This is a genomic window from Lactococcus sp. FSL K6-0773, from assembly GCF_038006485.1.
GTDB classification, from domain to species: Bacteria; Bacillota; Bacilli; order Lactobacillales; family Streptococcaceae; genus Lactococcus; species Lactococcus lactis.
Map to the genome: position 1 here is coordinate 1,472,217 of NZ_JBBOVF010000001.1, position 24,736 is coordinate 1,496,952.

Annotated in this window: 28 protein-coding genes and 1 riboswitch; of the genes, 6 read left to right on the forward strand and 22 right to left on the reverse strand. The window is 34.9% G+C overall.

Annotation, left to right across the window (positions count from 1 at the left end):
• Nucleotides 1-124 precede the first annotated feature (124 nt).
• From ahpF to MHB61_RS07080, 5 genes are all read right to left on the reverse strand, one after another.
• Nucleotides 125-1,654, reverse strand: a complete 1,530-nt coding sequence (gene ahpF / locus MHB61_RS07060; protein WP_010905291.1) for an alkyl hydroperoxide reductase subunit F — start codon at nucleotides 1,652-1,654, stop codon at nucleotides 125-127.
• 66 nt (nucleotides 1,655-1,720) lie between these two features.
• Entirely contained in the window at nucleotides 1,721-2,284 is a 564-nt protein-coding gene (gene ahpC, locus MHB61_RS07065) for an alkyl hydroperoxide reductase subunit C (protein WP_003131651.1), read from the reverse strand.
• A 173-nt stretch (nucleotides 2,285-2,457) separates the two neighbouring features.
• On the reverse strand, nucleotides 2,458-3,159 hold the full coding sequence (locus MHB61_RS07070; RefSeq protein WP_003131652.1) for a phosphoglycerate mutase: 702 nt from the start codon (nucleotides 3,157-3,159) through the stop codon (nucleotides 2,458-2,460).
• Between the two features lie 176 nt (nucleotides 3,160-3,335).
• Nucleotides 3,336-3,728: an SMU1112c/YaeR family gloxylase I-like metalloprotein gene (gloA2, locus tag MHB61_RS07075; RefSeq protein ID WP_003131653.1), complete on the reverse strand. Its 393-nt coding sequence runs from the start codon at nucleotides 3,726-3,728 to the stop codon at nucleotides 3,336-3,338.
• Between the two features lie 25 nt (nucleotides 3,729-3,753).
• The gene (locus MHB61_RS07080; protein ID WP_003131654.1) at nucleotides 3,754-4,101 is read right to left on the reverse strand and encodes a winged helix-turn-helix transcriptional regulator; all 348 of its coding nucleotides are present in this window, start codon (nucleotides 4,099-4,101) and stop codon (nucleotides 3,754-3,756) included.
• A gap of 141 nt (nucleotides 4,102-4,242) precedes the next feature.
• On the opposite strand from MHB61_RS07080, the gene MHB61_RS07085 reads away from it, so the two are divergent.
• Together MHB61_RS07085 and MHB61_RS07090 are read left to right on the forward strand one after the other, a co-directional pair.
• Nucleotides 4,243-5,061, forward strand: a complete 819-nt coding sequence (locus MHB61_RS07085; RefSeq protein ID WP_003131655.1) for an aldo/keto reductase — start codon at nucleotides 4,243-4,245, stop codon at nucleotides 5,059-5,061.
• A 12-nt stretch (nucleotides 5,062-5,073) separates the two neighbouring features.
• The gene (locus MHB61_RS07090; RefSeq protein ID WP_003131657.1) at nucleotides 5,074-6,255 is read left to right on the forward strand and encodes an MFS transporter; all 1,182 of its coding nucleotides are present in this window, start codon (nucleotides 5,074-5,076) and stop codon (nucleotides 6,253-6,255) included.
• A 57-nt stretch (nucleotides 6,256-6,312) separates the two neighbouring features.
• Here MHB61_RS07090 and MHB61_RS07095 read toward each other — a convergent pair whose 3' ends face one another.
• The 15 genes from MHB61_RS07095 to MHB61_RS07165 all read right to left on the reverse strand — a co-directional run bounded on the left by MHB61_RS07095 (nucleotide 6,313) and on the right by MHB61_RS07165 (nucleotide 20,189).
• Nucleotides 6,313-7,218, reverse strand: coding sequence for a LysR family transcriptional regulator (locus MHB61_RS07095; protein ID WP_003131658.1), 906 nt, complete (start codon nucleotides 7,216-7,218; stop codon nucleotides 6,313-6,315).
• A gap of 61 nt (nucleotides 7,219-7,279) precedes the next feature.
• Nucleotides 7,280-8,221, reverse strand: coding sequence for an iron-hydroxamate ABC transporter substrate-binding protein (locus tag MHB61_RS07100; protein WP_137016375.1), 942 nt, complete (start codon nucleotides 8,219-8,221; stop codon nucleotides 7,280-7,282).
• An 84-nt stretch (nucleotides 8,222-8,305) separates the two neighbouring features.
• Nucleotides 8,306-9,244 (reverse strand): FecCD family ABC transporter permease, encoded by a 939-nt coding sequence (locus MHB61_RS07105; protein WP_003131660.1) that lies wholly within the window; start codon nucleotides 9,242-9,244, stop codon nucleotides 8,306-8,308.
• 1 nt (nucleotide 9,245) lies between these two features.
• On the reverse strand, nucleotides 9,246-10,196 hold the full coding sequence (locus MHB61_RS07110) for an iron ABC transporter permease (RefSeq protein WP_010905286.1): 951 nt from the start codon (nucleotides 10,194-10,196) through the stop codon (nucleotides 9,246-9,248).
• On the reverse strand, nucleotides 10,189-10,968 hold the full coding sequence (locus MHB61_RS07115) for an ABC transporter ATP-binding protein (RefSeq protein ID WP_014570376.1): 780 nt from the start codon (nucleotides 10,966-10,968) through the stop codon (nucleotides 10,189-10,191). The genes MHB61_RS07110 and MHB61_RS07115 overlap by 8 nt, the downstream gene beginning before the upstream one ends.
• Entirely contained in the window at nucleotides 10,892-11,185 is a 294-nt protein-coding gene (locus MHB61_RS07120; RefSeq protein ID WP_010905285.1) for a helix-turn-helix transcriptional regulator, read from the reverse strand. Before MHB61_RS07120 ends, MHB61_RS07115 begins: the two co-directional genes overlap by 77 nt.
• A gap of 162 nt (nucleotides 11,186-11,347) precedes the next feature.
• Entirely contained in the window at nucleotides 11,348-12,169 is an 822-nt protein-coding gene (locus MHB61_RS07125) for an energy-coupling factor transporter transmembrane component T family protein (protein ID WP_003131664.1), read from the reverse strand.
• Nucleotides 12,162-13,859 (reverse strand): ABC transporter ATP-binding protein, encoded by a 1,698-nt coding sequence (locus tag MHB61_RS07130; protein WP_137016377.1) that lies wholly within the window; start codon nucleotides 13,857-13,859, stop codon nucleotides 12,162-12,164. Before MHB61_RS07130 ends, MHB61_RS07125 begins: the two co-directional genes overlap by 8 nt.
• Before the next feature lie 108 nt (nucleotides 13,860-13,967).
• Nucleotides 13,968-14,516: an ECF-type riboflavin transporter substrate-binding protein gene (locus MHB61_RS07135; protein ID WP_003131667.1), complete on the reverse strand. Its 549-nt coding sequence runs from the start codon at nucleotides 14,514-14,516 to the stop codon at nucleotides 13,968-13,970.
• A gap of 47 nt (nucleotides 14,517-14,563) precedes the next feature.
• Nucleotides 14,564-15,259 carry a methionine ABC transporter permease gene (locus MHB61_RS07140; protein WP_003131669.1) on the reverse strand — a complete coding sequence of 232 codons (696 nt, stop codon included), beginning with the start codon at nucleotides 15,257-15,259 and terminating at the stop codon, nucleotides 14,564-14,566.
• Nucleotides 15,259-16,365 carry a methionine ABC transporter ATP-binding protein gene (locus MHB61_RS07145; RefSeq protein WP_003131670.1) on the reverse strand — a complete coding sequence of 369 codons (1,107 nt, stop codon included), beginning with the start codon at nucleotides 16,363-16,365 and terminating at the stop codon, nucleotides 15,259-15,261. Before MHB61_RS07145 ends, MHB61_RS07140 begins: the two co-directional genes overlap by 1 nt.
• 103 nt (nucleotides 16,366-16,468) lie before the next feature.
• Nucleotides 16,469-17,329 (reverse strand): MetQ/NlpA family ABC transporter substrate-binding protein, encoded by an 861-nt coding sequence (locus MHB61_RS07150; RefSeq protein ID WP_003131672.1) that lies wholly within the window; start codon nucleotides 17,327-17,329, stop codon nucleotides 16,469-16,471.
• A gap of 18 nt (nucleotides 17,330-17,347) precedes the next feature.
• Nucleotides 17,348-18,208, reverse strand: coding sequence for a MetQ/NlpA family ABC transporter substrate-binding protein (locus tag MHB61_RS07155; protein WP_010905281.1), 861 nt, complete (start codon nucleotides 18,206-18,208; stop codon nucleotides 17,348-17,350).
• A 116-nt stretch (nucleotides 18,209-18,324) separates the two neighbouring features.
• Nucleotides 18,325-19,185: a MetQ/NlpA family ABC transporter substrate-binding protein gene (locus tag MHB61_RS07160; RefSeq protein WP_003131676.1), complete on the reverse strand. Its 861-nt coding sequence runs from the start codon at nucleotides 19,183-19,185 to the stop codon at nucleotides 18,325-18,327.
• Between the two features lie 143 nt (nucleotides 19,186-19,328).
• Nucleotides 19,329-20,189: a MetQ/NlpA family ABC transporter substrate-binding protein gene (locus MHB61_RS07165; RefSeq protein ID WP_010905280.1), complete on the reverse strand. Its 861-nt coding sequence runs from the start codon at nucleotides 20,187-20,189 to the stop codon at nucleotides 19,329-19,331.
• Nucleotides 20,190-20,771: 582 nt separating this feature from the next.
• Nucleotides 20,772-20,871: riboswitch (TPP riboswitch) on the forward strand.
• 46 nt (nucleotides 20,872-20,917) lie between these two features.
• Here MHB61_RS07165 and thiT point away from each other — a divergent pair.
• From thiT to MHB61_RS07185, 4 genes are all read left to right on the forward strand, one after another.
• On the forward strand, nucleotides 20,918-21,466 hold the full coding sequence (gene thiT / locus MHB61_RS07170; protein ID WP_014570375.1) for an energy-coupled thiamine transporter ThiT: 549 nt from the start codon (nucleotides 20,918-20,920) through the stop codon (nucleotides 21,464-21,466).
• A gap of 63 nt (nucleotides 21,467-21,529) precedes the next feature.
• Complete coding sequence (locus MHB61_RS07175) at nucleotides 21,530-22,006, forward strand: aminoacyl-tRNA deacylase (protein WP_003131680.1); 477 nt, start codon at nucleotides 21,530-21,532, stop codon at nucleotides 22,004-22,006.
• 110 nt (nucleotides 22,007-22,116) lie between these two features.
• On the forward strand, nucleotides 22,117-22,665 hold the full coding sequence (locus MHB61_RS07180) for a biotin transporter BioY (protein ID WP_003131681.1): 549 nt from the start codon (nucleotides 22,117-22,119) through the stop codon (nucleotides 22,663-22,665).
• Between the two features lie 41 nt (nucleotides 22,666-22,706).
• Nucleotides 22,707-23,045, forward strand: coding sequence for a DUF3397 domain-containing protein (locus MHB61_RS07185; protein WP_003131682.1), 339 nt, complete (start codon nucleotides 22,707-22,709; stop codon nucleotides 23,043-23,045).
• Nucleotides 23,046-23,071: 26 nt separating this feature from the next.
• Here MHB61_RS07185 and MHB61_RS07190 read toward each other — a convergent pair whose 3' ends face one another.
• Nucleotides 23,072-23,290 carry a YdbC family protein gene (locus tag MHB61_RS07190; RefSeq protein WP_137016379.1) on the reverse strand — a complete coding sequence of 73 codons (219 nt, stop codon included), beginning with the start codon at nucleotides 23,288-23,290 and terminating at the stop codon, nucleotides 23,072-23,074.
• 45 nt (nucleotides 23,291-23,335) lie between these two features.
• The gene (locus MHB61_RS07195) at nucleotides 23,336-24,601 is read right to left on the reverse strand and encodes a UDP-N-acetylglucosamine 1-carboxyvinyltransferase (RefSeq protein WP_003131684.1); all 1,266 of its coding nucleotides are present in this window, start codon (nucleotides 24,599-24,601) and stop codon (nucleotides 23,336-23,338) included.
• Nucleotides 24,602-24,736: the final 135 nt, after the last annotated feature.

Here is a 24,736-nt window from a genome sequence, read left to right on the forward strand (position 1 = left end):
AAAATTTGTACTTAAACATTTTACCACATTTATGAAAACTTTTCCTTACAATTTTGATTCCTATCAATTTAATCAAATAAAAAAAGAAAACTCAAATACGTTTTCTTTTTTGTCATCTAAAATTTTAGTTTCTTATTAAATAATCAAAAGCACCTAGAGAAGCGGTCGCCCCAGTCCCCATTGAAATAATAATTTGCTTATAAACACTATCCGTACAATCTCCCGCTGCAAAAACACCAGGAAGATTTGTCGCTCCAACTTTATCAGTCAAAATTTCTCCACGTGCGGATAAGTCAATTGTTCCCTCCAACCACTGAGTATTCGGAACTAAACCAATTAATACAAAGACACCAGCAAGTTCCAAATGAACAGTTTCTTTAGAGCCGCGAACTTGATAATTCAAACCTCTAACCTTGTCATCTCCTAAAATCTCTTTTGTTTCTACATTGGTGAGGACAGTAACATTATTTAGGGTCGCAAGTTTTTCTTGTAAAATTTTGTCTGCTTTAAGTTCAGGTAAAAATTCAAGAACAGTAACATGTCTAACCAAACCAGCTAAATCAATAGCTGCTTCGATTCCTGAATTTCCGCCACCGATAACCGCTACATCTTTTCCTGCAAACAAAGGACCATCACAATGTGGACAGTAAGCGACTCCTTTGGTTTTAAATTCTTGCTCTCCTGGAATTCCCAAATCTCGCCAACGAGCGCCCGTTGAAATAATGACTGACTTACTTTTTAGAAGTGCCCCATTTTCAAGACTCACCTCAATCAAATCTTTTTTCTCTAGCTTAACTGCTTTTTGCAAGTTCATCAAATCGACAGGATATTTTTTCACATGTTCTTCAAGCTGACGACCAAGTTGAACTCCTTCAACATAAGGAGTTCCAATGAGGTTTTCAATTCCTAAAGTTTCTAGTGGTTGACCGCCAAAGCGTTCAGCGATTAAACCTGTCCGAATCCCTTTACGTGCAGCATAAATAGCTGCACTTGCACCAGCAGGGCCTCCACCAACAACTAAAACATCATAAGGGTCTTTATCAAAAAAAGCTTCCGAACTCTCTGGACCAGTAATTTTTTCTAGTAATTCTTCAAGACTAGCTCGTCCATTATGAAATTCTTCACCATTTTTGAAAACAGTTGGAACCGCCATAATTCCTTTTGCTTCCACTTCTTCTTGAAACATTCCCCCCTCAATCATTGTGTGACTAATATTGGGGTTGAGAATACTCATTGTGTTTAATGCTTGGACAACATCTGGACAGTTATGACAAGTTAAACTCACATAAGTTTCAAAGTGAAGTGGATTTTGAATCGCTTGAATTCGCTCAACTAATTCTTGTTCAATCCGTGGAGGGCGTCCACTTACTTGGACAAGCGCCAAGACCAATGAATTCAACTCATGACCTAATGGTAGCCCTGAAAAAAGGACTCCAGAAACACCTTCTCTTTCAATAGAGAAAGCTGTTTTTCGATTGAGTTTTGCTGTTTCTTTTGAAATCATTTCGGACAAACTTGCAAGTTCATCTGTAAATTCTACTATTTTTTTCCCATTTTCGCTCTCTAAATCTGCATCAACTTTTAAAATAATTGGATTTTCCAACAAATCCATATAAGGCATCAACTGAGCACGAAGAGTTTCATCTAAAATCATATTAAACCTTTCTGTCATTAAGTTTCTAAAGACAAATAAAGTGAGCCAAGACTCACTTTTTTTATTCTATATTTTACCTACAAGGTCAATACCAACGTGAAGACTTGCTCCGTCCTCTTTCCACTTAGCGGGACAAACTTCCCCTGGATGATTACGCACATATTGAGCAGCTTTAATCTTATCGACCAATTGACTTGCATCACGTCCAATACCATCAGCCGTAATTTCAAGCGCTTGAATCACACCGTCTGGGTCAATAATAAATGTTCCACGTTGAGCCAATCCTGCTTCTTCATCAAGAACATCAAAAGCACGTGAAATTTTTTGTGAAGGGTCTGCAAGCATTGGATAAGTAATTTTTGAAATAGCATCACTATGTTCATGCCAAGCAGCATGGACAAAATGGGTGTCAGTTGAAGCTGAGTAAACTTCTACACCAAGCGATTTCAAGGTTGGATAAGTTTCTTCTAAATCTTCTAACTCTGTCGGACAAACAAATGAAAAGTCTGCTGGATAGAAACAAAGCACAGACCATTTTCCATAAAAGTCTTTATCGGAAACTTTAATAAATTTCCCACCAAGATAAGCATCTGTTGAAAATTCTTCTATTTTTTTACCTACTAATGACATAAGATTCTCCTTTTTCTTCTTTAAAGCTTTACTATTAAATTATCTCAAGAATAAAATGAAGAATCAATTAATTTGTTCAAAAACTTACAAACTATTGCATTGATTACAAAAAAACACTCTAAGTCCTAAATAGATGAGTATCTACTATAACTTAGAGTATTTTCATTCAAATATTATGCTTTTTTAGGAGCCAAGTAGTATTCGTTTTGAACGTTCAAGTTGTCATCAAATTCGAAAACAAGTGGTGGGAAGTTAGGGATTTCAACATCCATAATTTCGTCATCAGAAAGTTTTTTGATTTGTTTAACGAGTGCACGGATTGAGTTACCGTGAGCACCAACGAAGACATTTTTTCCTTCTTTCAAAGCTGGAGCGATTTGGTCTTCCCAGAATGGAAGAGCACGTTCCAAAGTAACTTTGAGGTTTTCAGCATCAGGAATCAATGAATCTTCAAGACCAGCGTAACGACGGTCTCCGTGAGCTGTATATTTATCATCATGATCCATTGCTGGTGGCAATACATCATATGAACGACGCCAGATGTGAACTTGTTCATCACCATGTTTTGCAGCAGCGTCAGCTTTGTTCAAACCTGTCAAACCACCGTAGTGACGTTCGTTCAAGCGCCATGATTTAACAACTGGTACCCAAAGTTGGTCTGAATATTCAAGAGCAAGGTTAGTTGTTTTGATAGCACGTTTCAATACTGAAGTGTAAGCAATATCAAATTCGATTCCAGCTTCTTTAATCAATTTACCAGCTTCAATCGCTTGTTTAGTTCCGTTTTCAGAAAGGTCAACGTCAGCCCAACCTGTGAAAAGGTTAGCAAGATTCCATTCAGATTCACCGTGACGTGCAAATACTAATTTTGGCATTTTGTGTATTCTCCGTTTATTTTTACTTGAACGAAATTTAGTTCGTTCATTTACAAAGTTAATTTTACTACATTTTTCCTTTTTTTTCTAGCTTTTATTTTCTGTAAGCCCTTTTATTTACTGACAGAAGCTTTGGCTAACCTAAAAACCATTTCTTCATTTCCATTTTTTAAAAATTACTCATGTAGTTCTATTGGTAAGTCATCTGGATCATAGAAAAAAAGCATTTTTCTGTCAGTAATTTCGTCCTGACGAATTTCCTCCACTTTGACTCCTTGACTTATTAAATAATTTCTATCTTCTTCAATATTTGTCGTTTTAATAGCTAAGTGGCGATAGCCTTTTGCTTCTGGATAAGTTAAGCGTTTAGGGGCATCAGATTTGATAAATAATTCAATTTCTGTTTCTTCATTCATCTTTAAATCAAGCTTGATATCTCCTTTTTCTGGACGATGATTTTCTCGAATGATTGAAAATCCTAAAATATCAACGTAGAACTGACGAGATTTTTCATAATCTGCGGCAATGATAGCGATGTGATGAATTTTATTGAAAGCTGGTTGGTACATCTTGCGGCTCCTCTTCTAAGTTCTCTTATTCTAAAATTTGAACTTCTTCACCCATACTTTTTAAAGTTTGGACATGACCTTCACCCCACGAGCAAAGAATATCTAATAAACCATTTAAAGTTTCACCATAAGGGCTCAGAGAATATTCAACCTTCGGTGGAACTTGATTATAAACCTTACGGACGATAATATTATCAATTTCTAATTCTCTTAATTGCTGAGTCAGCATTTTTTGACTGATTCCTGGAATTTGACGTCTCAATTCTCCTGGACGACTTGGATTATGTCTTAAATTACACAAAATAATTGGTTTCCATTTTCCACCAATAACATCCATTGTCGCTTCGACACCAATATTATAAATTTTTTTCAAAATTAATTTCCTTTCTAATCCCTTATTTTATCCAATTATTACTTTTTAGTATGTATGACACAAAAAAGTAGGTACTGTTCAAGAGGTTTTATTTATTATATACTAATTTTCTGCCAAAATAAAATATATGAGGAGCAAAAAATGAAACTTAATAATCAGATTGAAATTCCGGAACTTGGTTTGGGAGTTTTTCAAATTCCAAATGACGAAACCGCTGATGTTGTCAAAAACGCAATTGTTAACGGATATCGTTTAATTGATACAGCTAAAATTTATGAAAATGAAGAAGGAACTGGTCAAGGAATTAAAGAAGGTTTGGCTATGACAGGACTTTCTCGTGATGATCTTTTCATCACTTCAAAACTTTGGGGAGATAATCATTCTTATGAAGAAACAGTTCAAAACTTTGAAAAAAGTTTGAAAAAATTGGATTTAGATTATCTAGATTTATATCTTATCCACTGGCCAGGCACACATTATGCTTACAAAGAAGCTTGGAACGCAATGGAAGATTTATATAAAGCAGGCAAAATAAAAGCGATTGGTGTCAGTAACTTTCAAAAATCACATTTAGAAGAACTTCTTAGCTATACTAAAATCACTCCCGTTTTAAATCAAATTGAACTCCATCCAAAATTATCACAAGAAGAACTTCGTAATTTCTTAGAACTTCATGATATCAAGGTTCAAGCTTGGTCACCTTTGATGCAAGGTCAATTATTAGACAATGAAGTCCTCAAAAAAATTGCTGATAAACATGGAAAATCTGTGGCTCAAATTATTCTTCGTTGGGATATTCAACAAGATATTTTAGTAAATGTAAAATCTATTAAAAGTGAACGAATGATAGCTAATCGTCAAATTTTTGATTTTTCACTTGACTCTGAAGATATGAAAGCTATCAACTCACTCAATGAAGAACTTCGTGTCGGTCCAGATCCAGAACATTTTAATTTTTAAGAAAGAAGCATAATGAAAAAAATATCTCCCAGTCTCACTCTTCTAGCTCTAGCAATTAATGCTTTTGCTATCGGCTCAACCGAATTTATCAGTGTTGGTTTAATGCCAATGATTGTCAACACCTTTAATATTAGTTTATCTCAAGCGGGTTTAACCGTTTCTCTTTATGCTTTAGGGGTAACGGTTGGTGCTCCCTTATTAACTATTCTTACAGGAACTTGGAATCGAAAAACTTTGATGGTTTCGATTATGGGTCTCTTTATTCTTGGTAATTTACTGTCAGCTTTCGCTCCAACTTTCCTTTTACTTTTAGTAGGACGGGTTCTTGCCTCACTTGCTCATGGTATTTTCATGTCAATTTCCACAGTCATTGCCGCTGATGTTGTTCGACCTGAGAAAAGGGCCTCAGCAATCGCCCTCATGTTTACAGGATTAACCGTTGCTACTGTCATTGGTGTTCCTTTAGGGACTTTCATTGGTCAGCACTCTAACTGGCATATGTCATTTGTTTTCATTGTTGTTATTGGCTTAATTGGACTGATTGCTACTAGTATTCTTGTTCCAAAAGGGCTTCCAATTCCCGGAAAAATTAATTTAAGTGGGCTTGCTAGAATTTTTACTAATAAATCAATTTTAATGTCTCTTTTTATCACCTCTTTTGGTTATGGAGGAACTTTCGCGGCTTATACTTATCTTACACCAATCCTTGAAGGAACTTTTAGATTTTCAGCAAGTACAGTAGTGATTATTCTGGTTGCTTATGGTGTGATGGTTGCCATTGGTAATTCACTAGGTGGACATCTAGCAAATAAAAATATCCTACCTGCCCTTCAAAAAATGTTTGCGGCTTTAGCTTTGAGTTTACTTTTTCTTTTTATCAGTGCAAGTTTAGCTTCGCAAGCTTTGGGATTGATTGCAACTTTACTTTTGGGCTTGTTTGCCTTTATGAATGTCCCTGGTTTACAACTATACGTTGTTCAATTGGCAGAGAAATTTACGCCAAAAGATATTACTTTAGTTTCAGCTTTTAACATTGCAGCTTTCAATGTCGGAATTACTTTAGGCTCATTTGTTGGAGGACAAATTTCTAAAGGCTCAAGTGTTGTCTTTACTCCACTTGGGGGAATCATTATCATTCTCCTTGCAATGTTCCTCATTCGTTTGGCTCAAAAAGACCAAGCAAGTAAATTATAATAAGTTATAAAAATACTCTCTGAAAATTATTCAGAGAGTATTTATTTTAGCTATTGTTTAAAATTCATAGTTTTCAAAGTAGACTTCAAGACTACGTTTATAAGAAGTCGCCGCATTTGATAATAAATGTCCACGATGTTTGACTAAAATCAAACTATTTCCATTGTCTCCCTCCATAGGGACAACTGTTACATTATGGACGCTCTCTTTATCAATAAAACCAAGACCTGTTGCGTAGGCATCTGTCCGTTCTAAAATTCCATTTAAACTTGCACGGTCAGTGACGTTATAAATCAAGGTATTTTCAAAAGTCTCAATCAAATCTTCAGAATAGTAAAGAAACTGTTCATTTTCTTGTGTAAATCGCACACGATCTAGCGGTTTTAAATCATCATCTGAAATTGTTTCACGTTGAGCTAGTGGATGGCCTTTGCGAATATAGATATGCGTTTGCGATAAGAAAATTTCTTCGTAATCTAATTCAAGTTTATTGAGCATTCTTAAAATCCCTGAGCGATTTTGTTTATTGAGATAAACCACTCCAAGTTCACTGTGCCCTTGCGCCACTTCTTGCAAAATATTATAAGTAGTTGACTCAAAAATTCTAAAATTTTTGATTTCAGGATTTTTCTTTGCAAATTCCACTGCAACTGGTGCTAGAAAATCATAGTGTTGACTGGCAACTGAGAAAGTCTTATCAGACTCTTTTGGCTTAGAATATTTTGATTCAAAAGTTTCAAAATTACGTAAAACAGTCTGTGCTTGTTCATAAAAACGTTCGCCTTCAATAGTTAAAGTCGCACCTGTATTTGTTCTCTCAAAGATTTGAAAACCTAGTTCTTGCTCCAAGTCTTTAACCGCAATCGACATTGAGGGTTGACTAACAAAGAGTTGCTCTGAAGCCTCACGAAAAGTTCCACTATTAGCAATGGCGACGACGTACCGTAATTGTTTAATATTCATGTCATAAAGTCCTTAATTTTTTACAAAAAAAGTGTATAAGTTGATTATACACTTTTTCTTTTTATTTTGTAGCTTTAATGATAGCGTCAGTGTAGAGTGACAGCTCTTCTTTAGCCGCTGTTGGTCCGCCAAAGAAGTAAACTTTGTCGTAGTCCATCGTAATCACATGTCCTTCTTTAACTGCTTTGAGGTTTTGCCAAGCTGGATTATTTTTTAATGCAGCATATTGTTCTTTATCTTTATCTGCAAAGTCAATAAAGATATAGTCTGCATCAAATTCTCCTAAGCTTTCAGTATTTGCTTCAGCATAACCTACGCCTTTTGAGAGTTCGGCCATTTTGCTTGATTCTTTAAAGCCTAAACCAGTCGTCAAAGCTTGTCCGCCACGAGCAAAATTGTCACCGAAGGCATAAACCTTATCTCCTTGGAGTTCAAGAAGTGAAATTGTGTTTTTAGCTGGTTTAACATCAACCTTTGCCAATTTTTCTTTTTGCTTATCGGCTTCTTTTTTAAAGTTTTTAAGGAAACTTGCTTTTTCATCTTCGCGATTAAGGAGTTTAGCGAAGTAATCCAATGATTTATTCATTCCTGAGAGGTCCTTATAATTGACAAGAACAGTAGGGGCTACTTTTTGATAGTCTGCTACTTGGTCTTTATCAACTGTAATAATCAAATCAGGATTTTGAGCAATCAATTTTTCCATATTGAATTTTGGCGCTCCTAAATCAACCATATTCTTCTTTTGGTCTTTTGATAAGAAGGTATTTGGAAAGGCCCATGAATCTGTTCCAACAACATTTGCACCTAATGAAGCGACTTCATCTGGATAATTTTGAACAGCAATACGTTTAGGATTTTTAGGAACTTTGACGTCCCCATTTAAAGCGTGAAAGGTCACTTTATCATCGCTTGATGTCGCTTTTTTTGATGATGAATTTGATGAACAGGCAGCTAAAGTAAGTAAAGCTCCTGCAGCGATTAGGGTTGTGAGTACTTTTTTCAAAAGATTCTCCTCTATTTTTAGGCTATTTTTTAAAAATAAGCCGATATTTTTTTATAAGAAATTTACTAAAAGTAAATTAATTTCTTAAACTTTTTGAATAAGATAAATATAGTATGGAGCGCCAATAAAGGCAACTACAAAACCTAAAGGTAAACTTGATGGTGCAATGATTGTTTGTGAAATAATATCAGCAAAAGATAAAATAATCATACCAGAAAGCGCGGTGGCAATTAAACTTTTTCGTGATTTAAAACCAGCGATTTCACGAGCAATATGAGGGGCAATTAAACCAACAAATGCTAATCCTCCAACCAATAAAACACCGACAGCTGCAAAAAGGAGTGCTAACAAGTAAAGATAGATTTTCGTTTTTTGAACTTCTAATCCTAAAGTAGTTGCCATTTCTTCGCCAAGTGAGAGGATTTCAAGTTTTCTTAAGAAAAATGGCAAAATAATCAAGCCAATTACTAATAAGAGAACACAAATGAACAAATAAGTGCTTCCCGTTTGCCAGATATCTCCTGACAGCCAAACTGCAACTTTCTGAAAGTCAAAGGCATTGACTGAAAGCTGACCAATTGTGATTAATGCTTGGAAAAAAGCGGTAATTGCAATTCCTGTCAGTAAAACTCTGACAGAAGAAACTTGCTTTCTTAAGGCAAAAAAGTAAATTAAGACAAATGAAAGAAGAGCACCTATTAAAGCAAAAATAGGATAGGAAAAATTCCAAAGTCCTGTCAGCTTAAAATGGTCAGCAATCAGTAAAAAAGCAACACTTCCTGCCGAAGCACCAGAGGTTATCCCAATTGTTCCACTATCAGCTAAAGGATTTTCTGTAATATTTTGGATAATAAAGCCTGATAAGGAAAGAGCAATTCCAGCTGACAGGATTGTTATTAAACGAGGAAGACGAAAATTAGGAATTAGGATTGATAGAATTTGAGGATTTGTTGAAAATTGCGTCAAATCAACCACTATCAAAACCAAAAGCAGGACAAAAAGTAAAGTGAATTTTCTTTTCATTCTATTTTGCCTCCTTTGTAATAACCCAAAGAAAGAAGGGAGCACCTAGAAGCATGGTTAGACTTCCTGCTGGAAATTCGTAAGGTTTAAATAAATTTCTGGCTATCAAATCAGCTAAAACAAGCAATAACATTCCTGTCAGTACTGACAGAATTACATTTTGCCAAAAATTAGCTCTGACAAGCTTCTTGGCAATATGTGGAGCAATCAAACCGACAAAGCTGACCACCCCAACTGAGGCAACAGTTACACCAGAAGCCAGCGCAACTAAAAACATAATGACTAAACGAACAAAATTGACAGAAATCCCAAAAGATTGAGCAAGCTCATCACCAAAATTCAATAAATAAATTTGTTTTGAAAATAAAAGCAAGAGGATAAGAAAAATAAGACTTACTACTGCCATCAAAAGAACTTTAGTATTAGTTATCCCTGAAAAAGAACCCACAATCCAGCGAAAATAGGCCTGTGTATCGTGGCTGGCAAAAGTTAAGGAGCTGGCTAAACTAGTTGCAAAAAGTCCGACTGACGTTCCAACTAGTACAACTTTTAATGGCTGAAAATGCGTTCTGGCAGTCAAAAGCATGACGACGGCTAAAGCAATAAATGCTCCTAGTGATGAAACTAGAACTGAAATCCCATCATTTGTTGACCAACCCAAAGTTAAAATGAGTGATAAAGCCAAGCTCGAACCGCCAGAAATCCCTAAAGTTGCCATTTCTGCAATTGGGTTTCTAGTCATAATTTGAACAATAAATCCACTGACGGATAAGAGAAATCCTGTGAGATAAAGACTTATTAATCTTGGAAATCTTAATTGTAAGACCATTTTATTTACTAAAATTTCTGTCAGAGGAACATTTTTATTTCCAAGCATCAGGTATATTACTGACAAAAAAAGTAAAGAAAAAACTAGGGCAAAAAAGATTGTCAGAAAATGTTTTTTAGGCATCTTTCACCCCAGTAATCATTAATTTTTTGGTAAAGGTATCACATCCTAAAGTGACATCTAATCCAAAGCATTCTTTCAACGTTTTTTGAGTAAATAACTCATCAACAGTTCCTTCTTCAACCACTTCTCCGTCTTTAACAAGGACTAGATTGTCAGCAAAACGAGCGGCATGATTTAAATCGTGAATGACGTAAACAATGGTTTTATTTCTCTTTGTCGCCAAATCTTTTAATAAACATAAAATATCTAACTGATGAGCTAAATCTAGATAAGTCGTTGGTTCATCTAATAAAATAATCTCACTATCTTGAGCTAAAATCATCGTGATAAAAACTCTTTGTTTTTGTCCACCAGAAAGTTCTGATATCTTACTTTCTCGAATGTCCCAAATCTTTGTTTCTCTCATCAATTCTTCTATGAACAAAATATCTTCTTTTGAGAGACGTTGTTGCATTAATTTTTGATGTGGGAAACGTCCTAAACTGACAAGTTCATAGACTGTAATATCAGCTGGGGCAGTAATTGATTGAGGCAAGAGCGCTAAAATTCTAGCAATTTCACGATTAGAATGTTGACTTAAAGGTTGATTATCAAAGATAACCTGTCCATCCGATTTAATTAAACGTCCAAGTGCCTTTAAAATCGTTGATTTCCCAGAACCATTGACTCCAATAATAGCTGTCGTTTTTCCTTTTTCAATCGACAGCGTTACGTTTTTCAATACCTGCTCTTTTCCATAAGACACATTGATATTTTTCGCACCAAAATACATCGTTTTCTTTCCTTTTCACAACGGTTGGTTGATAGTTAAAAAGCTCATCAACGGTTGTCCCTAGGGTTTCTGCAAGTTTGAAAGCAAGCGTTAACTCTGGGTCGTATTTGTCATTTTCAATCGCATTAATCGTCTGACGCGAGACGTGAGCGATATGTGCGACATCCTCTTGTGAAAGATGAGATAATCGGCGCAATTCACGTATTTTATTTTCCATGTTTTTCCCTTCTAATTCTTTTGGAAGTTCTTTTTTAAGATTTAATTCAAATTTTATTATCTTTTGCAAACAATTGGCTTGTCAAAAGTTTTTTACAAGTCCTATTATGCCATTTTCCACCCATTTTTGCAAGATAAGAAAAAAGCAGAAAACCTGCTTTTTTTAATGAAATGGATTAAAAAATCGGCCCTGATTTACAAAGAAGAGAAGAACAACAATCGCCACTCCTAAAAGCGCAAGCAAGATAACCAAGTAATCTTTAACATTCAAAGGTTGATAAGAATACCAACTTCTTTTCTTCTTTTTACCAAATCGTCTAAGCTCCATAGCTGTGGAAATAGTATCAATTTGTTCTAAACTGGAAAAAATTAAAGGAAGTAACAATTGAACATTTAATTTTATTCGCGAAAAAAGTCCTACTTTTTTTGATAAATCCATTCCTCTGGCCTGTCCAGCATTACGGATTGCTAAAAATCTTTCTTGCATATCAGGAATATAGCGCAGCGCTAAGGAAACCGAATATGAGGAACGATAAGGCAGACCAATTTTATTTAAACTACTGGCAAATTGGCTCGGATTAGTAGTTAAGATAAAGAGTAAAGCGAGCGGAATGGTTGAAAAATACTTCAAGACGAGATTAAAAAGGTAAAAAAGTTCTTCTAAAGTAAGAGGTCCCCAAAGGATTGTTTTTGAATCATAAAGTCGCGCGCCATATCCAGGGTCAAAAATAAATACAAAAAGCAGATTTAAAATCGCAAAAATTGCTGCAAATTGGGCAACCCTTTTTACTGATGAAAAAGGAATTTTAGAAAAATAAAATAAAACTACCGAAAATAAAGCAACAAAAGCCAAATATCTCGTATCATAAGTCACCATACTGCTGATAGAAATTAATAGAAAGAAAAGGAGTTTTGCTGTTGCATTCAGTTGGTAAATAAAAGAATTTCCAGCTTGATAGCCTAGAACACTAAGTTGATTATTCATGCTTTAATCTCTCCTGATTCTGAAAATTGATGAAAGCTTTTGTCAGTAAAACGGGATTGGTATCTGTTTGTCTGGCAAGTTGATAAAGGCCTGGTTGACTTAAATTGCCCATTTTTACAAAATCTTCATTTTCTAAAATTTGATAAGGACTGCTGTCAGCAATAATTTTCCCGTCAGCAAAAACAAGGGTCCGGTCACTATATTCTGTAATTAAATACATATCGTGCGTAATCATAATCATTGTTAAATGAAGACGGCGGTTAAGTTCGTCAAGAAAATCCATGATTTCCCGATAAGATTGTAAATCCTGAGCAGCTGTTGGCTCGTCAAGGACTAAAATTTCAGGTTCTAGTATTAAAATACTAGCAATCGTCACTCTTTTTTTCTGACCATAACTCAAAGAAGAAATTGGCCAATTTCTAAAAGGATAAAGCCCACAAACTTTCAAAATTTCTTCAACTTTATCTTGAATCATTTTTTCATCAACATGGCGAAGTCGTAAACCAGCTGCCACCTCATCACTGACAATATTTTGCGAAATCATCAGATTTGGATTTTGCATAATATAGCCAATTTTTTTCGCACGTTCAGAAATAGAATCAGCAATAATCGATTGCCCTCGGTATAAAATTTCGCCACTCGCTTCAACAAAATGACAGAGTGCATTGGCAAAGGTTGATTTACCAACTCCATTTTTCCCGACAATTGAAATTTTTTCTCCTTCTTGAACTTCTAAATTAATGCCTTTTAGAACTTCATGTTGAGCAAAATTTACTGATAAATTTTTTACTGACAGAATATTATTTTTGCTGACAGCCTTGTCAGTAAATTTATAAGTGTCTAAAAAATCTGTCAGTAATTTTTTTGCTGACAGGACTTCCAAACTTTTTAGGTCAGAAAAATCTGTCAGTAATTTTGTAGCATTTGCAGCTTTTAATGCTGAGAGATAGAGGGGCTCGCGTAATGAATTTTCATTAAAAATTTCTGTTTTTAATAATTCAGCAGGACTTCCAGTTGCAACAATTTCGCCGTCGTTGACCACGACAATTTTATCAATACCAAGCGGTAAAACTTCTTCGATTCGGTGTTCGATGATAATCGTAGTGACTTCATTATTTTCATGAATATCCTTAATCAAAGCCATTGTTTCTAAGCAAGTTTGCGGGTCCAAATTGGCTAAAGGTTCATCAAAAAGCAAAATTGGCGATTCATCAATCAAAACACCAGCTAAAGAAACCCGCTGCTTTTGTCCTCCCGACAAATCTTGGGGACGATGATTCAAGAGTTTATTTATTTCTGTTTTGTCTGACCAATAGGCCACTTTACTGACCAGTTCATCATGAATCAGACCATCATTTTCCAAAGCAAAAGCAATATCCTCAGCAACGCTCAAACCAATAAACTGGCCATCAGTATCCTGCAAAATCGTCGACACCTTTTCAGATAATTCAGCAATTGAAGTCCCAAAGGGCAAACCAGCAATTGAGAGTTCACCACTTGCTTCTCCTTTATGTAAATGAGGCAAAATCCCATTAAGACAAGAACCAATCGTTGATTTACCTGAACCAGAAGGACCGACAATCAGTACTTTTTCCCCAGGAAATATTTCCAAATTAATCTTTTTTAAAGTTGGATTTTTTTGTAAATCATATTTAAATGTAAAATCTTTGAACGAAATTAAGGCTTCCATTTTTATCCTTCTTTTTAGAGATACTTTATTTTTTGTGCTTTATTAAACCGATACAAGCGTAAAAGCAGCAAATATTTGCTGCTTTTATTTTAGCATATCTGGAGCTTTTTATTCTTTATCGAGTGAGCCAGATTTGGTTCTGGTAGCAGCATAGAGTTTGAGTAGTAAAGTTCCTGCTACGGCAATAGTCAATGCATTTACTAAACCAGCAACAATTCCTTGTGTGAAGACCTTATTTGCCGGTTCACTATAAACTAAAACATCCCCAATTGGAGCAATAATTCCCCAAACTACGACATTGGCTAAAAATTGAACAATATTAAAACGAATGATTTCTTTATTTCCAAAAATTCCTTGAGTCAAAGTTTCTCTTTTGACTCCAAAAGCTAGAAATAAGCCTATTAAACCTGAGCCTAAAACCCAAGTCCACCAAGGCGCACCATAGAGAAATGAATCTTTAAGGGCATGACCAATAAATCCGATCAAGAAACCAGCTAAAGGGCCAAATAAGGCTGAAAATAGGGCAAGGACCGCATATTGCAATTGAATACTAGTATTTGGAATTGGTGTAGGAATATTAATTAGCCAACCAATAATCACAAACAAAGCAGCCCCAATCCCAGTGGCAACAACAATTTTTACAGAGTTATTTTTCATTGTTTCTCCTTTTTATAAAATATTTTTATCTAAAATTATTTGATAAATTATCGATGTGAAACCCGTCTAGCTAAGAAATCCCCAACAAGCTGAACCAATAAAACAAAAATCAAGATTAAAATGGTTGCAAACCAAGTAACATCATTGGCAAAGCGATTATATCCATAAGAAATGGCCGTATTTCCTAGTCCACCAGCTCCAATCGCACCAGCCATTGCAGTCAAACCAATCAAGGAAATTAAAGTAACGGTTGAAACACGAATTAAACTAGCTAATTCTTCACGAAGATAGACCGTGAAAACAATATCGAGAAAATCAGCTCCCACCGTTTGAGCTGCTTCAACTTTTCCATGGTCAACAGACTCAAGCGAAGCTTGAACTTGTCTGGCATAAAAAGGAGCCACTCCTAGAGCCAATGGAACTAAAGCCGCAGTAACACCAATCTGTGTCCCCACCAAAATTTTAGTCAAGGGAGCAATTGCTGCTAATAAGATAATAAAGGGAAAAGCCCGTCCGATAGAAACAATTTTATCTAAAATCCAAAATAATGGTCGATTAGGTGTAATTCCATCTTCAGCAGTCACCACAACACCAATTCCAAATATCAATCCCAATAAACCACCAATAAGTGCTGAAATAAATGTCATATAAAGCGTTTGAACAATTGCTGTCCACCAACCCGTCTCACCTGTCCATCCTAAATAAACCACATTAGGAAATGTATGTGCAAACCATTCTGCCATTAGTCTACCGTCCTTTCAATTTTACCTAAAACTTCAAATTTTAAATGTCTTTCAACAAAATATGCCTTTGCGGCAGCCCGATGTTCACTTGAACCTTTTAAGGTCAAAACTAATGAACCAAAAGGTTGTCCTTGAAGTAACTCAACATTACCATAGAAAATGTTAGTTGTTACATCAAATTTTTTCGTAATATCAGAAACCACAGGGTCTTCAAGCTCTGAACCTGAATAATCTAAGTGAATTAATTCTTCATCATCTGCTAATTGTGCCAGAAGTTCTGTTCTAGAAAGACTGGCAATAAAACGATTGACCGAACTTGTTGTTTCAATAAATTGTTTTGTTAAAGCTTCTTTAGGTTGTGCAAAAATATCAATTAATGAATTTTGTTCAATGATTTCACCATTTTGCATAACAGCTACTTTATTAGCAATTTCCTTAACCACTTGCATCTCATGTGTAATTAAAACAACTGTGATTCCCAATTTTTCATGAAGAGATTTAAGTAAATCTAAGATTTGATTGGTTGTTTTTGGATCAAGTGCTGATGTTCCTTCATCTGAAATCAAAATCTCAGGGTCATTAGCAAGTGCACGCGCAATAGCAACTCTTTGTTTTTGTCCCCCAGAAAGCTGAGCTGGATACTTATCAGAAAGCTCTTCTAAATCAACTAATTTTAATAATTCGGTCACTTTATCCGTTTTTTCTTTTTTTGTAAGATAACGTTTTTTCCCGTTTTTATCTTCGATTTGGCTATGCTGTAAAGCAAAAGCCACGTTATTAAAAACGGTTTTTTCACTTAAAAGATTAAAATGTTGAAAAATCATCCCAATCTTTTGACGAAACTCACGTAATTTCGCGCCAGTAAATTTTACAGGATTTTCACTATCAAAAATCTTCTCACCATTAATCACAATTTGACCTTTGGTCGGTTTTTGAAGGAGATTAATGGTTCTGACCAAAGTTGATTTACCAGCCCCAGAATAACCAATTACTCCATAAATATCCCCTTTTTCAATGTGTAAAGTAGCATCTTTTACTGCTGTGACTAATCGTCCTTTCTGATGAAATTGTACAGAAAGATTATTTAATTCAATAATTGCTGTCATATTGTTTTCCTTTATCTTTTTTCATTCTCTGTCAGTACTGACAAAGTTATTTTCTCTTTTGTCAGTACTGACAGAAAATCTCGTCTCTGACGAGTTTTCTTAGTTACAATTTTAAATTCCAAGCGGGGAGTTCTCCACCATCTGGATATTCTTTTTTAATGGTATCAGCGATATTTTTTTGCTCATAAGCTTTGACCACTTCTTTATAAACTTTATTATTTTTATCAGACTGATTTGCCGCAATAAAATTAATCCATTGAGCTGAATCTTCATTTAAAGGTTCTTGATAAATTGATTCTTTCTCCGAAATTTTTGCTGAAATAGCAAAATTATAATTAATGACTGCTGCAGCAACAGAATCAAGCGCACGTGGGGTTTGACTTGCATCAATTTCTTTGATAATTAAGCCTTTCGGATTATCTCTGATATCTTTAACCGTTGCTAATGCTCCTCTAGAAGTATCAAGTTTAATGAGTCCTGCATTTTTTAAAACATAAAGGGCGCGGCTTTCATTGGTAACATCATTTGGGATAGCAATCGTACTTTTATCAGGAATTTCCGTCACATTTTTATACTTTGTCGAATACAAATGAATCGGCGTAATAATTGTATCACCAATTGATACGATATTTCCATTATTAGCTTTATTCCATGATTTCAAGTAAGCGTAATGTTGAAAGGCATTGAGGTCCACTTCATGGTTAGCCAAAGCTTTATTGGGCTGATCTCCGTCAGTAAAATTGACAAATTTTAAAGTAATCCCAAATTGGTCTTTTGCATTTTTTTGAACTTGTTTCCAAATGGCATCTTCTTGTTTCCCACCAGGCATCAAACCTATTTTTACGATTTTACTGACAGAAGTAGATTTGCTTTTTCCTTGCCTTAAAGTAAAAGTGATTAAACCAACGATAATAACCAGCAAAAGCAAACTTCCAAAAAGAATTTTTCGATTTCTTGGATTCATAAATAAATCCTTTCATTTTCAAAGTTTCAAGTTCCAAGCTGGCAATTCTCCGCCATCTGGATATTGTTCTTTGATTGCTTTTTCTGTCGCTTTTGAAGCATAAGCCTTGGCAACTTCTTTGTAAACTTTATTATTTTTTTCTTTACTTGTCGCAGCAATAAAGTTAATATACTGAGCAGAAGTTTTGTTGAGAGGTTCCATATAGACAGATTCAGAATTTGGTAAGCTAGCTGCGGTTGCATAATTATAGTTAACCACTGACAAAGCAACAGAATCAAGCGCACGCGGTGTTTGGCTTGCATCCACTTCCTTGAATTTCAATTGATGCGGATTTTCTGTGATATCTGGTAAGCCAACTAATTTGCTAGAATCACTTGTTGTCAATTTAATCAAACCTGCACTTTGGAGCACGAACAATGCCCGACTTTCATTTGAAGCATCATTTGGTATTGCAACGGTTGAGCCTTCTTTTAAATCTGACAATTTGCTGACTTCTTTTGAATAAATGTGCATTGGTGTAATATAAGTATTTCCTACTGCCACAATATCACTCTTATGTGCTTTATTCCAAGTTTTCACATAATTATAAGATTGAAAGGCATTGACATCAATATCTCCCGAAAGAAGTGCTTCATTAGGTTGATTATAATCAGAAAAATAAACAAATTTTAGCTTTAAATCATATTTTTCTTTGGCGGTTTTAGCTACTGATTTCCAGACCTCTTGATCTTGCTTGTCCCCACTCATGATTCCAACCTTAACTGTTTTTTGAGCGGTTGATTTTTTACTTGCTTGATGATTTAAACTAAAGAAAGCAACCAAAGCAACAACGATAATCACTGCGAGTGCAACAATAATATTTCTATTTTTCGGATTCAAATTTTTCCCCAAATTCTACTGAATACTTATAAAATATTCTATTTCACAAGTGTTCAGACCTTCTTTGAACGATAAGCCTCTCAATGAAGAGAGACTTATTTGAGTATTAAAAACAATTATTTTAATTTCAAGCCCCAAGCAGGAATTGTACTCTTGTCCGGATAAGCCTTAGCAATAGTTTTTTTGGTTGCTTCTGTTTCATAAGCTTTGACAACATCTTTATAAACAGTGTTGTTTTCGTCTTTTTTATTAGCAACAATAATATTAATCCATTGTTGGCTATCTTTATTAACTGGTTCTGTAAAAATGGCATCAGATTTCTTTAAACCAGCAGTAACGGCATAATTATTATTGATAACTGCTGCATCGACTGAATCTAAAGCACGCGCAGTTTGTGAAGCATCAAGTTCTTTAATGACCAAATTTTTTGGATTTGATGTGATATCTTTGACCGTCGCCAGTGTTTGACCAGAAACATCCAATTTAATCAATCCCGCAGACTTCAAGACATAAAGGGCACGACTTTCGTTAGAAGCATCATTTGGTACCGCAATGGTTCCACCCTCTTTGATATCTGAAATATTTTTGAGTTGTTTTGAGTAAACACTGATTGGCGAAATCACTGTATCCCCAATCGCCACTAAATTGCCATTATTTGCTTTATTCCATGCTTTTAAAAAAGCATAATGTTGAAAGGCATTTAAGTCAATATCGCCATTTTTCAATGCTGTATTTGGCTGAGTATAATCCGTAAAGTGTGTGAATTTCAAAGTAATTCCATATTTATCTTTAGCAGTTTTAGATACCGTTTGCCAAATGCTGTCATCTTCTTTTGTTCCTGTCATTATCCCAATTTTCACTGTTTTATTTACCGTTTTATTTGCTTGAGATTTTTGACCAAAGCCGATAAATGCAGCAATAGCTACAATAACAACAACAATTATTCCAATAATTATATTACGATTTCTAGGATTCATAATCTTCTCCAATTTCTACTGACCAAACCGTTCGTAATCAGTTTGAGTCTTCTGTCAGTAAAATTTATTAGCCCTAAGGCAGAAATTTCTAAAGTAGAAATTTCCAAAGTTTTCACCTAACCGTTACTTTTTAACGAAATTACTTAGTCGAGTTTCAATCCCCAAGCAGCAATTTTTCTCTTATCAGGATAAGCTTTCTCAATTGCTTTTTTCGTTGCTTCAGTTTGGTAGGCTTTCACAACTTCTTTATAAATTTTGTTATTAGCATCTTTTTTATTTGCAACGATAATATTAATCCATTGCTCGCTATCTTTGTTTACAGGTTCAGTATAAATAGACTCTTCAACCGTTAATTTTGCTGTTGTTGCAAAATCGTCATTAATTACTGCCGCTGTAATTGAATCAAGCGCACGCGGTGTTTGTGCCGCATCTAATTCTTTAATGACCAAATTTTTTGGATTTGAATTAATATCTTTGACTGTCGCAAGTGTATCACCTGATACAGAAAGGCCAATCAAACCAGCATTCTTCAAGACATAAAGTGCACGACTTTCATTTGAAGCGTCATTAGGTACTGCAATTGTATCTCCTGATTTAATTTGGCTCAATGAAGTAATTTTTTTAGAATAAAGACGAATTGGTGAAATTGTTGTATTACCAATTGCTTTCAAATCACCGTCATTAGCTTTATTCCAAGCATTCAAGAAAGCATAATGTTGGAAGGCATTCAAATCAATATCGCCGTTTTTCAAAGCTGTATTTGGTTGTGTATAATCTGTAAAATGAGTGAATTTTAAAGTAATTCCATATTTATCTTTAGCTGTTTTAGAAACAGTTGACCAAATGGCATCATCTTCTTTTGTTCCTGTCATTATTCCAATATTCACAGTTTTATTTGCCGTTTTACTTTCACCAGATTTATGATTAAAACCGAAAAATGCAGCGATAGCAACAATTACAACAACAATAACGACAATTAAAATATTTCTGTTTCTTGGATTCATTTCTTCTCCCTTTTTTCTAATTGATTTATTTTTCAAAATCAATTATTCCCCTTTTGATAAACTTTTTACATCTATTAGAAAAATTAACCGTGCACCTGTTAATTTTTCTAATACTAAACAAATTCTTCAAGATAAAGCGCTCATGCTAAATAAAAATAGCTCATTTCATATAAAGAAACGAGCTATATCGTGGTCCCATTCTTGATTTAAGCACTTTTTAGTTCACTGAAAATTTTCAGATCCCAAAGGCAACTTTCAAGTTCAATAACGAGAACCATTCCGTCAAGAGCTTAGTTAAACCTCACTCTTGCTACGCTTATCAAGCCATTTTCATTGCTTCACTCAGGCTTGCTCTCACCGCTACAAGCTCTCTGTGCTGACCTTCACAATTACTTACTCGACCGCTTTTATTTTGTCCGAATTTGTGTATAGACTTATTCTAACAGACTTTCGTTTTTTTTGAATTATTGATTTTTTATGTTGCCTTAAATATTTTTTAAGTTTAATTTATAAAATAGATTAACAATCTTAAAAAAATGCTTTTCAACTTAAAATATGCTAAACTTAAAGGGTAAAAATAAATATTTGCACAATGGGTCTATTGATAAAACTGTCAGTAGCGAGAAATACCATCTGACCTGATCTGGGTAATGCCAGCGTAGGAATGTGTTAAGACAAATGTCTAATTTCTAACCCTCCTTTTGTGCGCATCAAAAAGGAGTTTTTTTATGTCTAATTCTAAGTTCAATGTCCGTTTATTAACGGAAATTGCCTTCATGGCGGCACTCGCCTTCATCATCAGCCTTATTCCAAATACTGTTTATGGCTGGATTATTGTTGAAATCGCCTGTATCCCAATTCTTATTCTCAGTTTTCGTCGCGGCCTAACAGCTGGACTTGTTGGTGGATTAATCTGGGGAATTCTGTCAATGATTACTGGACACGCTTATATTTTAACCTTGTCTCAAGCTTTTCTTGAATATCTCATCGCCCCTGTTTCACTTGGAATTGCTGGACTTTTCCGCCAAAAAACAGCCCCTCTAAAACTTGTACCAGTTCTTTTGGGAACTTTTGTTGCTGTTCTTCTTAAATACTTCTTCCATTTTATTGCCGGAATCATTTTCTGGAGCCAATACGCTTGGAAAGGCTGGGGAGCCGTGGCTTATTCTCTTGCTGTCAATGGAATCAGTGCAATTTTGACTGCTATTGCTGCATTTGTCATTTTGATCATTTTCGTCAAAAAATTCCCTAAACTTTTCATTTATAGCAATTACTAATAAAATCTGTCAGTAAAATTATTTTATCTTGTCAGTCAGCACAAATTCTTCTATAATAAAGCTATGTCTAAAAAGCAAAAATTAAAGAAAACACTTGTAGAACAAATTCTTGATAAGGCAAAAATTGAGCATACTGGACTTGCAATTAACGCTTTAGAAAGTAATAGCCTCCCTGTGGATATCAGCCGCAGTGATATTTATAAAACCCTAGCACTAATCGGCGATAAAACTGGCCCTGTCATTGGTATTCTTCCACTGACAGAGCATTTGTCAGAAAAAAAATTGGCCAAAGTTTCGGGCAATAAAAAAGTAAGCATGATTCCTCAAAAAGACTTGCAAAAAACGACAGGTTATATTCACGGTGCAAATAATCCTGTGGGGATTTGGCAAAATAAAAAATTCCCAATTTTCATTGATTCTATTGCCTTAGAGCACGACTTTATCGTTTGTTCAGCTGGCGAAGTTGGGCGTAGCATAAAAATCGCTCCTAAAGTCCTTGCTGACTTTGTTCATGCTCAATTTGTCGAAATTAGAGAATAAAATTACTGACAGAATTTCTGTCAGTAATTTTTTGTTTATTAAAGCAAGAGTTTGCAAAAATTCTTCTTTTTTAGTATATTTTATTTTATACATAAAACAAAGGATTCTTAATGCAAAATACAAAATTATATTCTTTAACCCTAATTGCTCTTGGTGCAGCAATTATTGCGGTTCTCTCTCCTCTGTCTATCCCAATTGGTATTGTGCCCGTCACCTTACAAACACTTGCCGTAGGACTTGTTGCCACAGTACTAAAAGCGCGTGAAACTTTTTTTGCTATCTTACTCTATCTCCTGCTAGGATTTATTGGAATTCCCGTATTCACTGGTGGGACATCAGGAATTGCGGTTCTTTTTGGCCCAACAGGTGGTTTTCTAATTGCCTTTTTAATAATGGGAACTCTTATTTCTTTTGGCCTTCATCAAATTAATTATAAGACCATCCCTGCTTTTATCATAAATATTGTAGGACACCTGCTTATGTTAGTTATCGGAACATTGTGGCTCAAATTTTTTACCAATGTCGACTGGTCATTGGCCTTAAAGCTTGGATTCACACCATTTGTCATTGTTGAAATTATTAAAGCTGTCCTTGTCACTATCTTTGGCTTAGCACTTATTCGTGCACTTTCTCACACAAATAAATACTTTACAAACTAAGGCAAAACCGATACAATTAGTCTATGTTTATAAAAGTACTTATGGCGCTTTATCCCCTTATTGTCTTTATTGCATTGGTTTTCATTTTCAAGTTTTTTAGACTTCGTCACTTAACCAATCGCAAACTAAAAATTCCAGATGTTTTTACAATATTTCTCATCTTAGGGATGCAAATTTTTTCTAAAAATGTTACAAGTATCAGCATCATTCCATACTACCTGCTAATCATTTCTGGCTTAGCGCTTGTTTTGTTGTTGCTTGATTTGCTTTATTATAAACAATTTACCTATCGTCGCTTTTTAAAACTCTGGTGGCGCTTGACCTTCTTTATTACTTTGATTATTTATCTTATCCTTATTGTGATAACATTTACCCATTAAAAAAAAGCCCTGAAATCTCAGGGCTTTTATTTATTTCCTAATTCTTTTAAGAGAACACCAAATTCTTCTTCAGATAAAGTAATTCCTTTACCCATTTTTTCATGGTCAGATGACCAAGTACGAATGTCATATTTAGGTTCGGCATCATTCCAAGAAACACGATTTAATTCTTTACGCCAACCTTTTGCATTTTCAGAGAGAACAATCAATTCTTCAATGATTTCAAATTTTAATTTATCAGCCATCTTATTTCCTTTCTCATTAGTCTATACGAAAATAAATCACTTTTGTCACTCTTCAATCAATTGAATATCTACACCAACAGCAGTCAATTTTTCAATAATGTGGTCATAACCCCGTAGGATAAACTCAATATTAGAGATTTTTGTAGTTCCACTGGCAATAATTCCAGCAGTAACCAAAGCCGCACCAGCACGTAAGTCAGTTGCTTGAACACAACTACCAGTTAATTCATTAGGAGCGTCATAAATAATTCGATCATCTAAAACAGAAATATTAGCACCCATACGAGCTAATTCAGGGACATGATTGACACGTTTTTGATAAATCGTATCAACAATTGAACCACGACCTTTTGCTTTCAATAAAAGTGGTGTAATTGGTTGTTGCAAATCCGTCGCAAACCCTGGGTAAGGAACAGAAGTAATATTGACTGATTTTAGATTTTCTGATTTATGAACTTCAATACTATCTTCACGAATGGTCAAACCTACACCCATTTCTTCAAGTTTAGCAATGAAAGATTCCAAGTGTTCATAAATAACATTTTCAATGATGACACCATCTCCCATAGCAGCAGCTAAGGCAAGATAAGTTCCCGCTTCAATACGGTCAGGAATCACCGTATGTTGAGCACCGTGCATTTCATCCACTCCAGTAATGCGGATAATGTCAGTTCCAGCTCCTCGAACTTGCGCGCCCATATTATTTATAAGTGTCGCCACATCAATAATCTCAGGTTCACGGGCAGCATTTTCAATGATAGTTAAACCTTTTGCACGACTAGCAGCAAGCATAGTATTAATAGTTGCCCCAACAGAAACAACATCCATATAAATGGTTGTTCCAACTAATGAATCACCAATCACTTCTAAGTGCTCAGCTTCTTCTTCTTGAATCTTCTTAGCCCCTAGAGCTTTAAAGGCTTTATCATGCAAATCCGTTGGACGAGGGCCTAAATCACAGCCACCAGGCAAGCCTACTGTTGCCTGACCAAAACGTCCCAAAAGTGCCCCATTGAAATAATAAGAAGCACGTAAAGAGTTGATTTTTCCATAAGGAAGGGGACGAGAAACAACACTGCGTGTATCAATCACAAGTCGTCCTTCTTCAAGATTTCGTTCAATTTTTGCTCCCATGATTTCCATGATTTCGACTAAACTTGCGACATCAGAAATATCTGGAACTCCTTCAAGCGTTACAACATCGTTAGCTAAGATAGTTGCTGGAATCAAAGCGACTACTGAATTTTTTGCGCCAGAAATTGGGATGGTTCCTGAAATACGCTTCCCACCATTAATTACTATTTTTTTCATATTATTTCAAAATCACTTTTCACATTTTTATTATCTTAAAAAAATTATATTTTTAAGAACCGCTCTCTATTTTAACATTTTATAGTAGTTTTTCATAGACTTTTTTATCTAAATAAAAAATCACAGCTAAAATTT

What these genes read in the sequence shown, in the direction of transcription:
- ahpF (WP_010905291.1), bottom strand. Translation starts at nt 1,654, where the DNA reads ATGATTTTAGATGAAACTCTTCGTGCTCAGTTGATGCCTTATATGGAT.
- ahpC (WP_003131651.1), bottom strand. Translation starts at nt 2,284, where the DNA reads ATGTCATTAGTAGGTAAAAAAATAGAAGAATTTTCAACAGATGCTTAT.
- MHB61_RS07070 (WP_003131652.1), bottom strand. Translation starts at nt 3,159, where the DNA reads ATGCCAAAATTAGTATTTGCACGTCACGGTGAATCTGAATGGAATCTT.
- gloA2 (WP_003131653.1), bottom strand. Translation starts at nt 3,728, where the DNA reads ATGTACCAACCAGCTTTCAATAAAATTCATCACATCGCTATCATTGCC.
- MHB61_RS07085 (WP_003131655.1), top strand. Translation starts at nt 4,243, where the DNA reads ATGAAACTTAATAATCAGATTGAAATTCCGGAACTTGGTTTGGGAGTT.
- MHB61_RS07090 (WP_003131657.1), top strand. Translation starts at nt 5,074, where the DNA reads ATGAAAAAAATATCTCCCAGTCTCACTCTTCTAGCTCTAGCAATTAAT.
- MHB61_RS07095 (WP_003131658.1), bottom strand. Translation starts at nt 7,218, where the DNA reads ATGAATATTAAACAATTACGGTACGTCGTCGCCATTGCTAATAGTGGA.
- MHB61_RS07105 (WP_003131660.1), bottom strand. Translation starts at nt 9,244, where the DNA reads ATGAAAAGAAAATTCACTTTACTTTTTGTCCTGCTTTTGGTTTTGATA.
- MHB61_RS07110 (WP_010905286.1), bottom strand. Translation starts at nt 10,196, where the DNA reads ATGCCTAAAAAACATTTTCTGACAATCTTTTTTGCCCTAGTTTTTTCT.
- MHB61_RS07115 (WP_014570376.1), bottom strand. Translation starts at nt 10,968, where the DNA reads ATGTATTTTGGTGCGAAAAATATCAATGTGTCTTATGGAAAAGAGCAG.
- MHB61_RS07120 (WP_010905285.1), bottom strand. Translation starts at nt 11,185, where the DNA reads ATGGAAAATAAAATACGTGAATTGCGCCGATTATCTCATCTTTCACAA.
- MHB61_RS07125 (WP_003131664.1), bottom strand. Translation starts at nt 12,169, where the DNA reads ATGAATAATCAACTTAGTGTTCTAGGCTATCAAGCTGGAAATTCTTTT.
- MHB61_RS07130 (WP_137016377.1), bottom strand. Translation starts at nt 13,859, where the DNA reads ATGGAAGCCTTAATTTCGTTCAAAGATTTTACATTTAAATATGATTTA.
- MHB61_RS07135 (WP_003131667.1), bottom strand. Translation starts at nt 14,516, where the DNA reads ATGAAAAATAACTCTGTAAAAATTGTTGTTGCCACTGGGATTGGGGCT.
- MHB61_RS07140 (WP_003131669.1), bottom strand. Translation starts at nt 15,259, where the DNA reads ATGGCAGAATGGTTTGCACATACATTTCCTAATGTGGTTTATTTAGGA.
- MHB61_RS07145 (WP_003131670.1), bottom strand. Translation starts at nt 16,365, where the DNA reads ATGACAGCAATTATTGAATTAAATAATCTTTCTGTACAATTTCATCAG.
- MHB61_RS07150 (WP_003131672.1), bottom strand. Translation starts at nt 17,329, where the DNA reads ATGAATCCAAGAAATCGAAAAATTCTTTTTGGAAGTTTGCTTTTGCTG.
- MHB61_RS07160 (WP_003131676.1), bottom strand. Translation starts at nt 19,185, where the DNA reads ATGAATCCTAGAAATCGTAATATAATTATTGGAATAATTGTTGTTGTT.
- MHB61_RS07165 (WP_010905280.1), bottom strand. Translation starts at nt 20,189, where the DNA reads ATGAATCCAAGAAACAGAAATATTTTAATTGTCGTTATTGTTGTTGTA.
- thiT (WP_014570375.1), top strand. Translation starts at nt 20,918, where the DNA reads ATGTCTAATTCTAAGTTCAATGTCCGTTTATTAACGGAAATTGCCTTC.
- MHB61_RS07175 (WP_003131680.1), top strand. Translation starts at nt 21,530, where the DNA reads ATGTCTAAAAAGCAAAAATTAAAGAAAACACTTGTAGAACAAATTCTT.
- MHB61_RS07180 (WP_003131681.1), top strand. Translation starts at nt 22,117, where the DNA reads ATGCAAAATACAAAATTATATTCTTTAACCCTAATTGCTCTTGGTGCA.
- MHB61_RS07185 (WP_003131682.1), top strand. Translation starts at nt 22,707, where the DNA reads ATGGCGCTTTATCCCCTTATTGTCTTTATTGCATTGGTTTTCATTTTC.
- MHB61_RS07190 (WP_137016379.1), bottom strand. Translation starts at nt 23,290, where the DNA reads ATGGCTGATAAATTAAAATTTGAAATCATTGAAGAATTGATTGTTCTC.
- MHB61_RS07195 (WP_003131684.1), bottom strand. Translation starts at nt 24,601, where the DNA reads ATGAAAAAAATAGTAATTAATGGTGGGAAGCGTATTTCAGGAACCATC.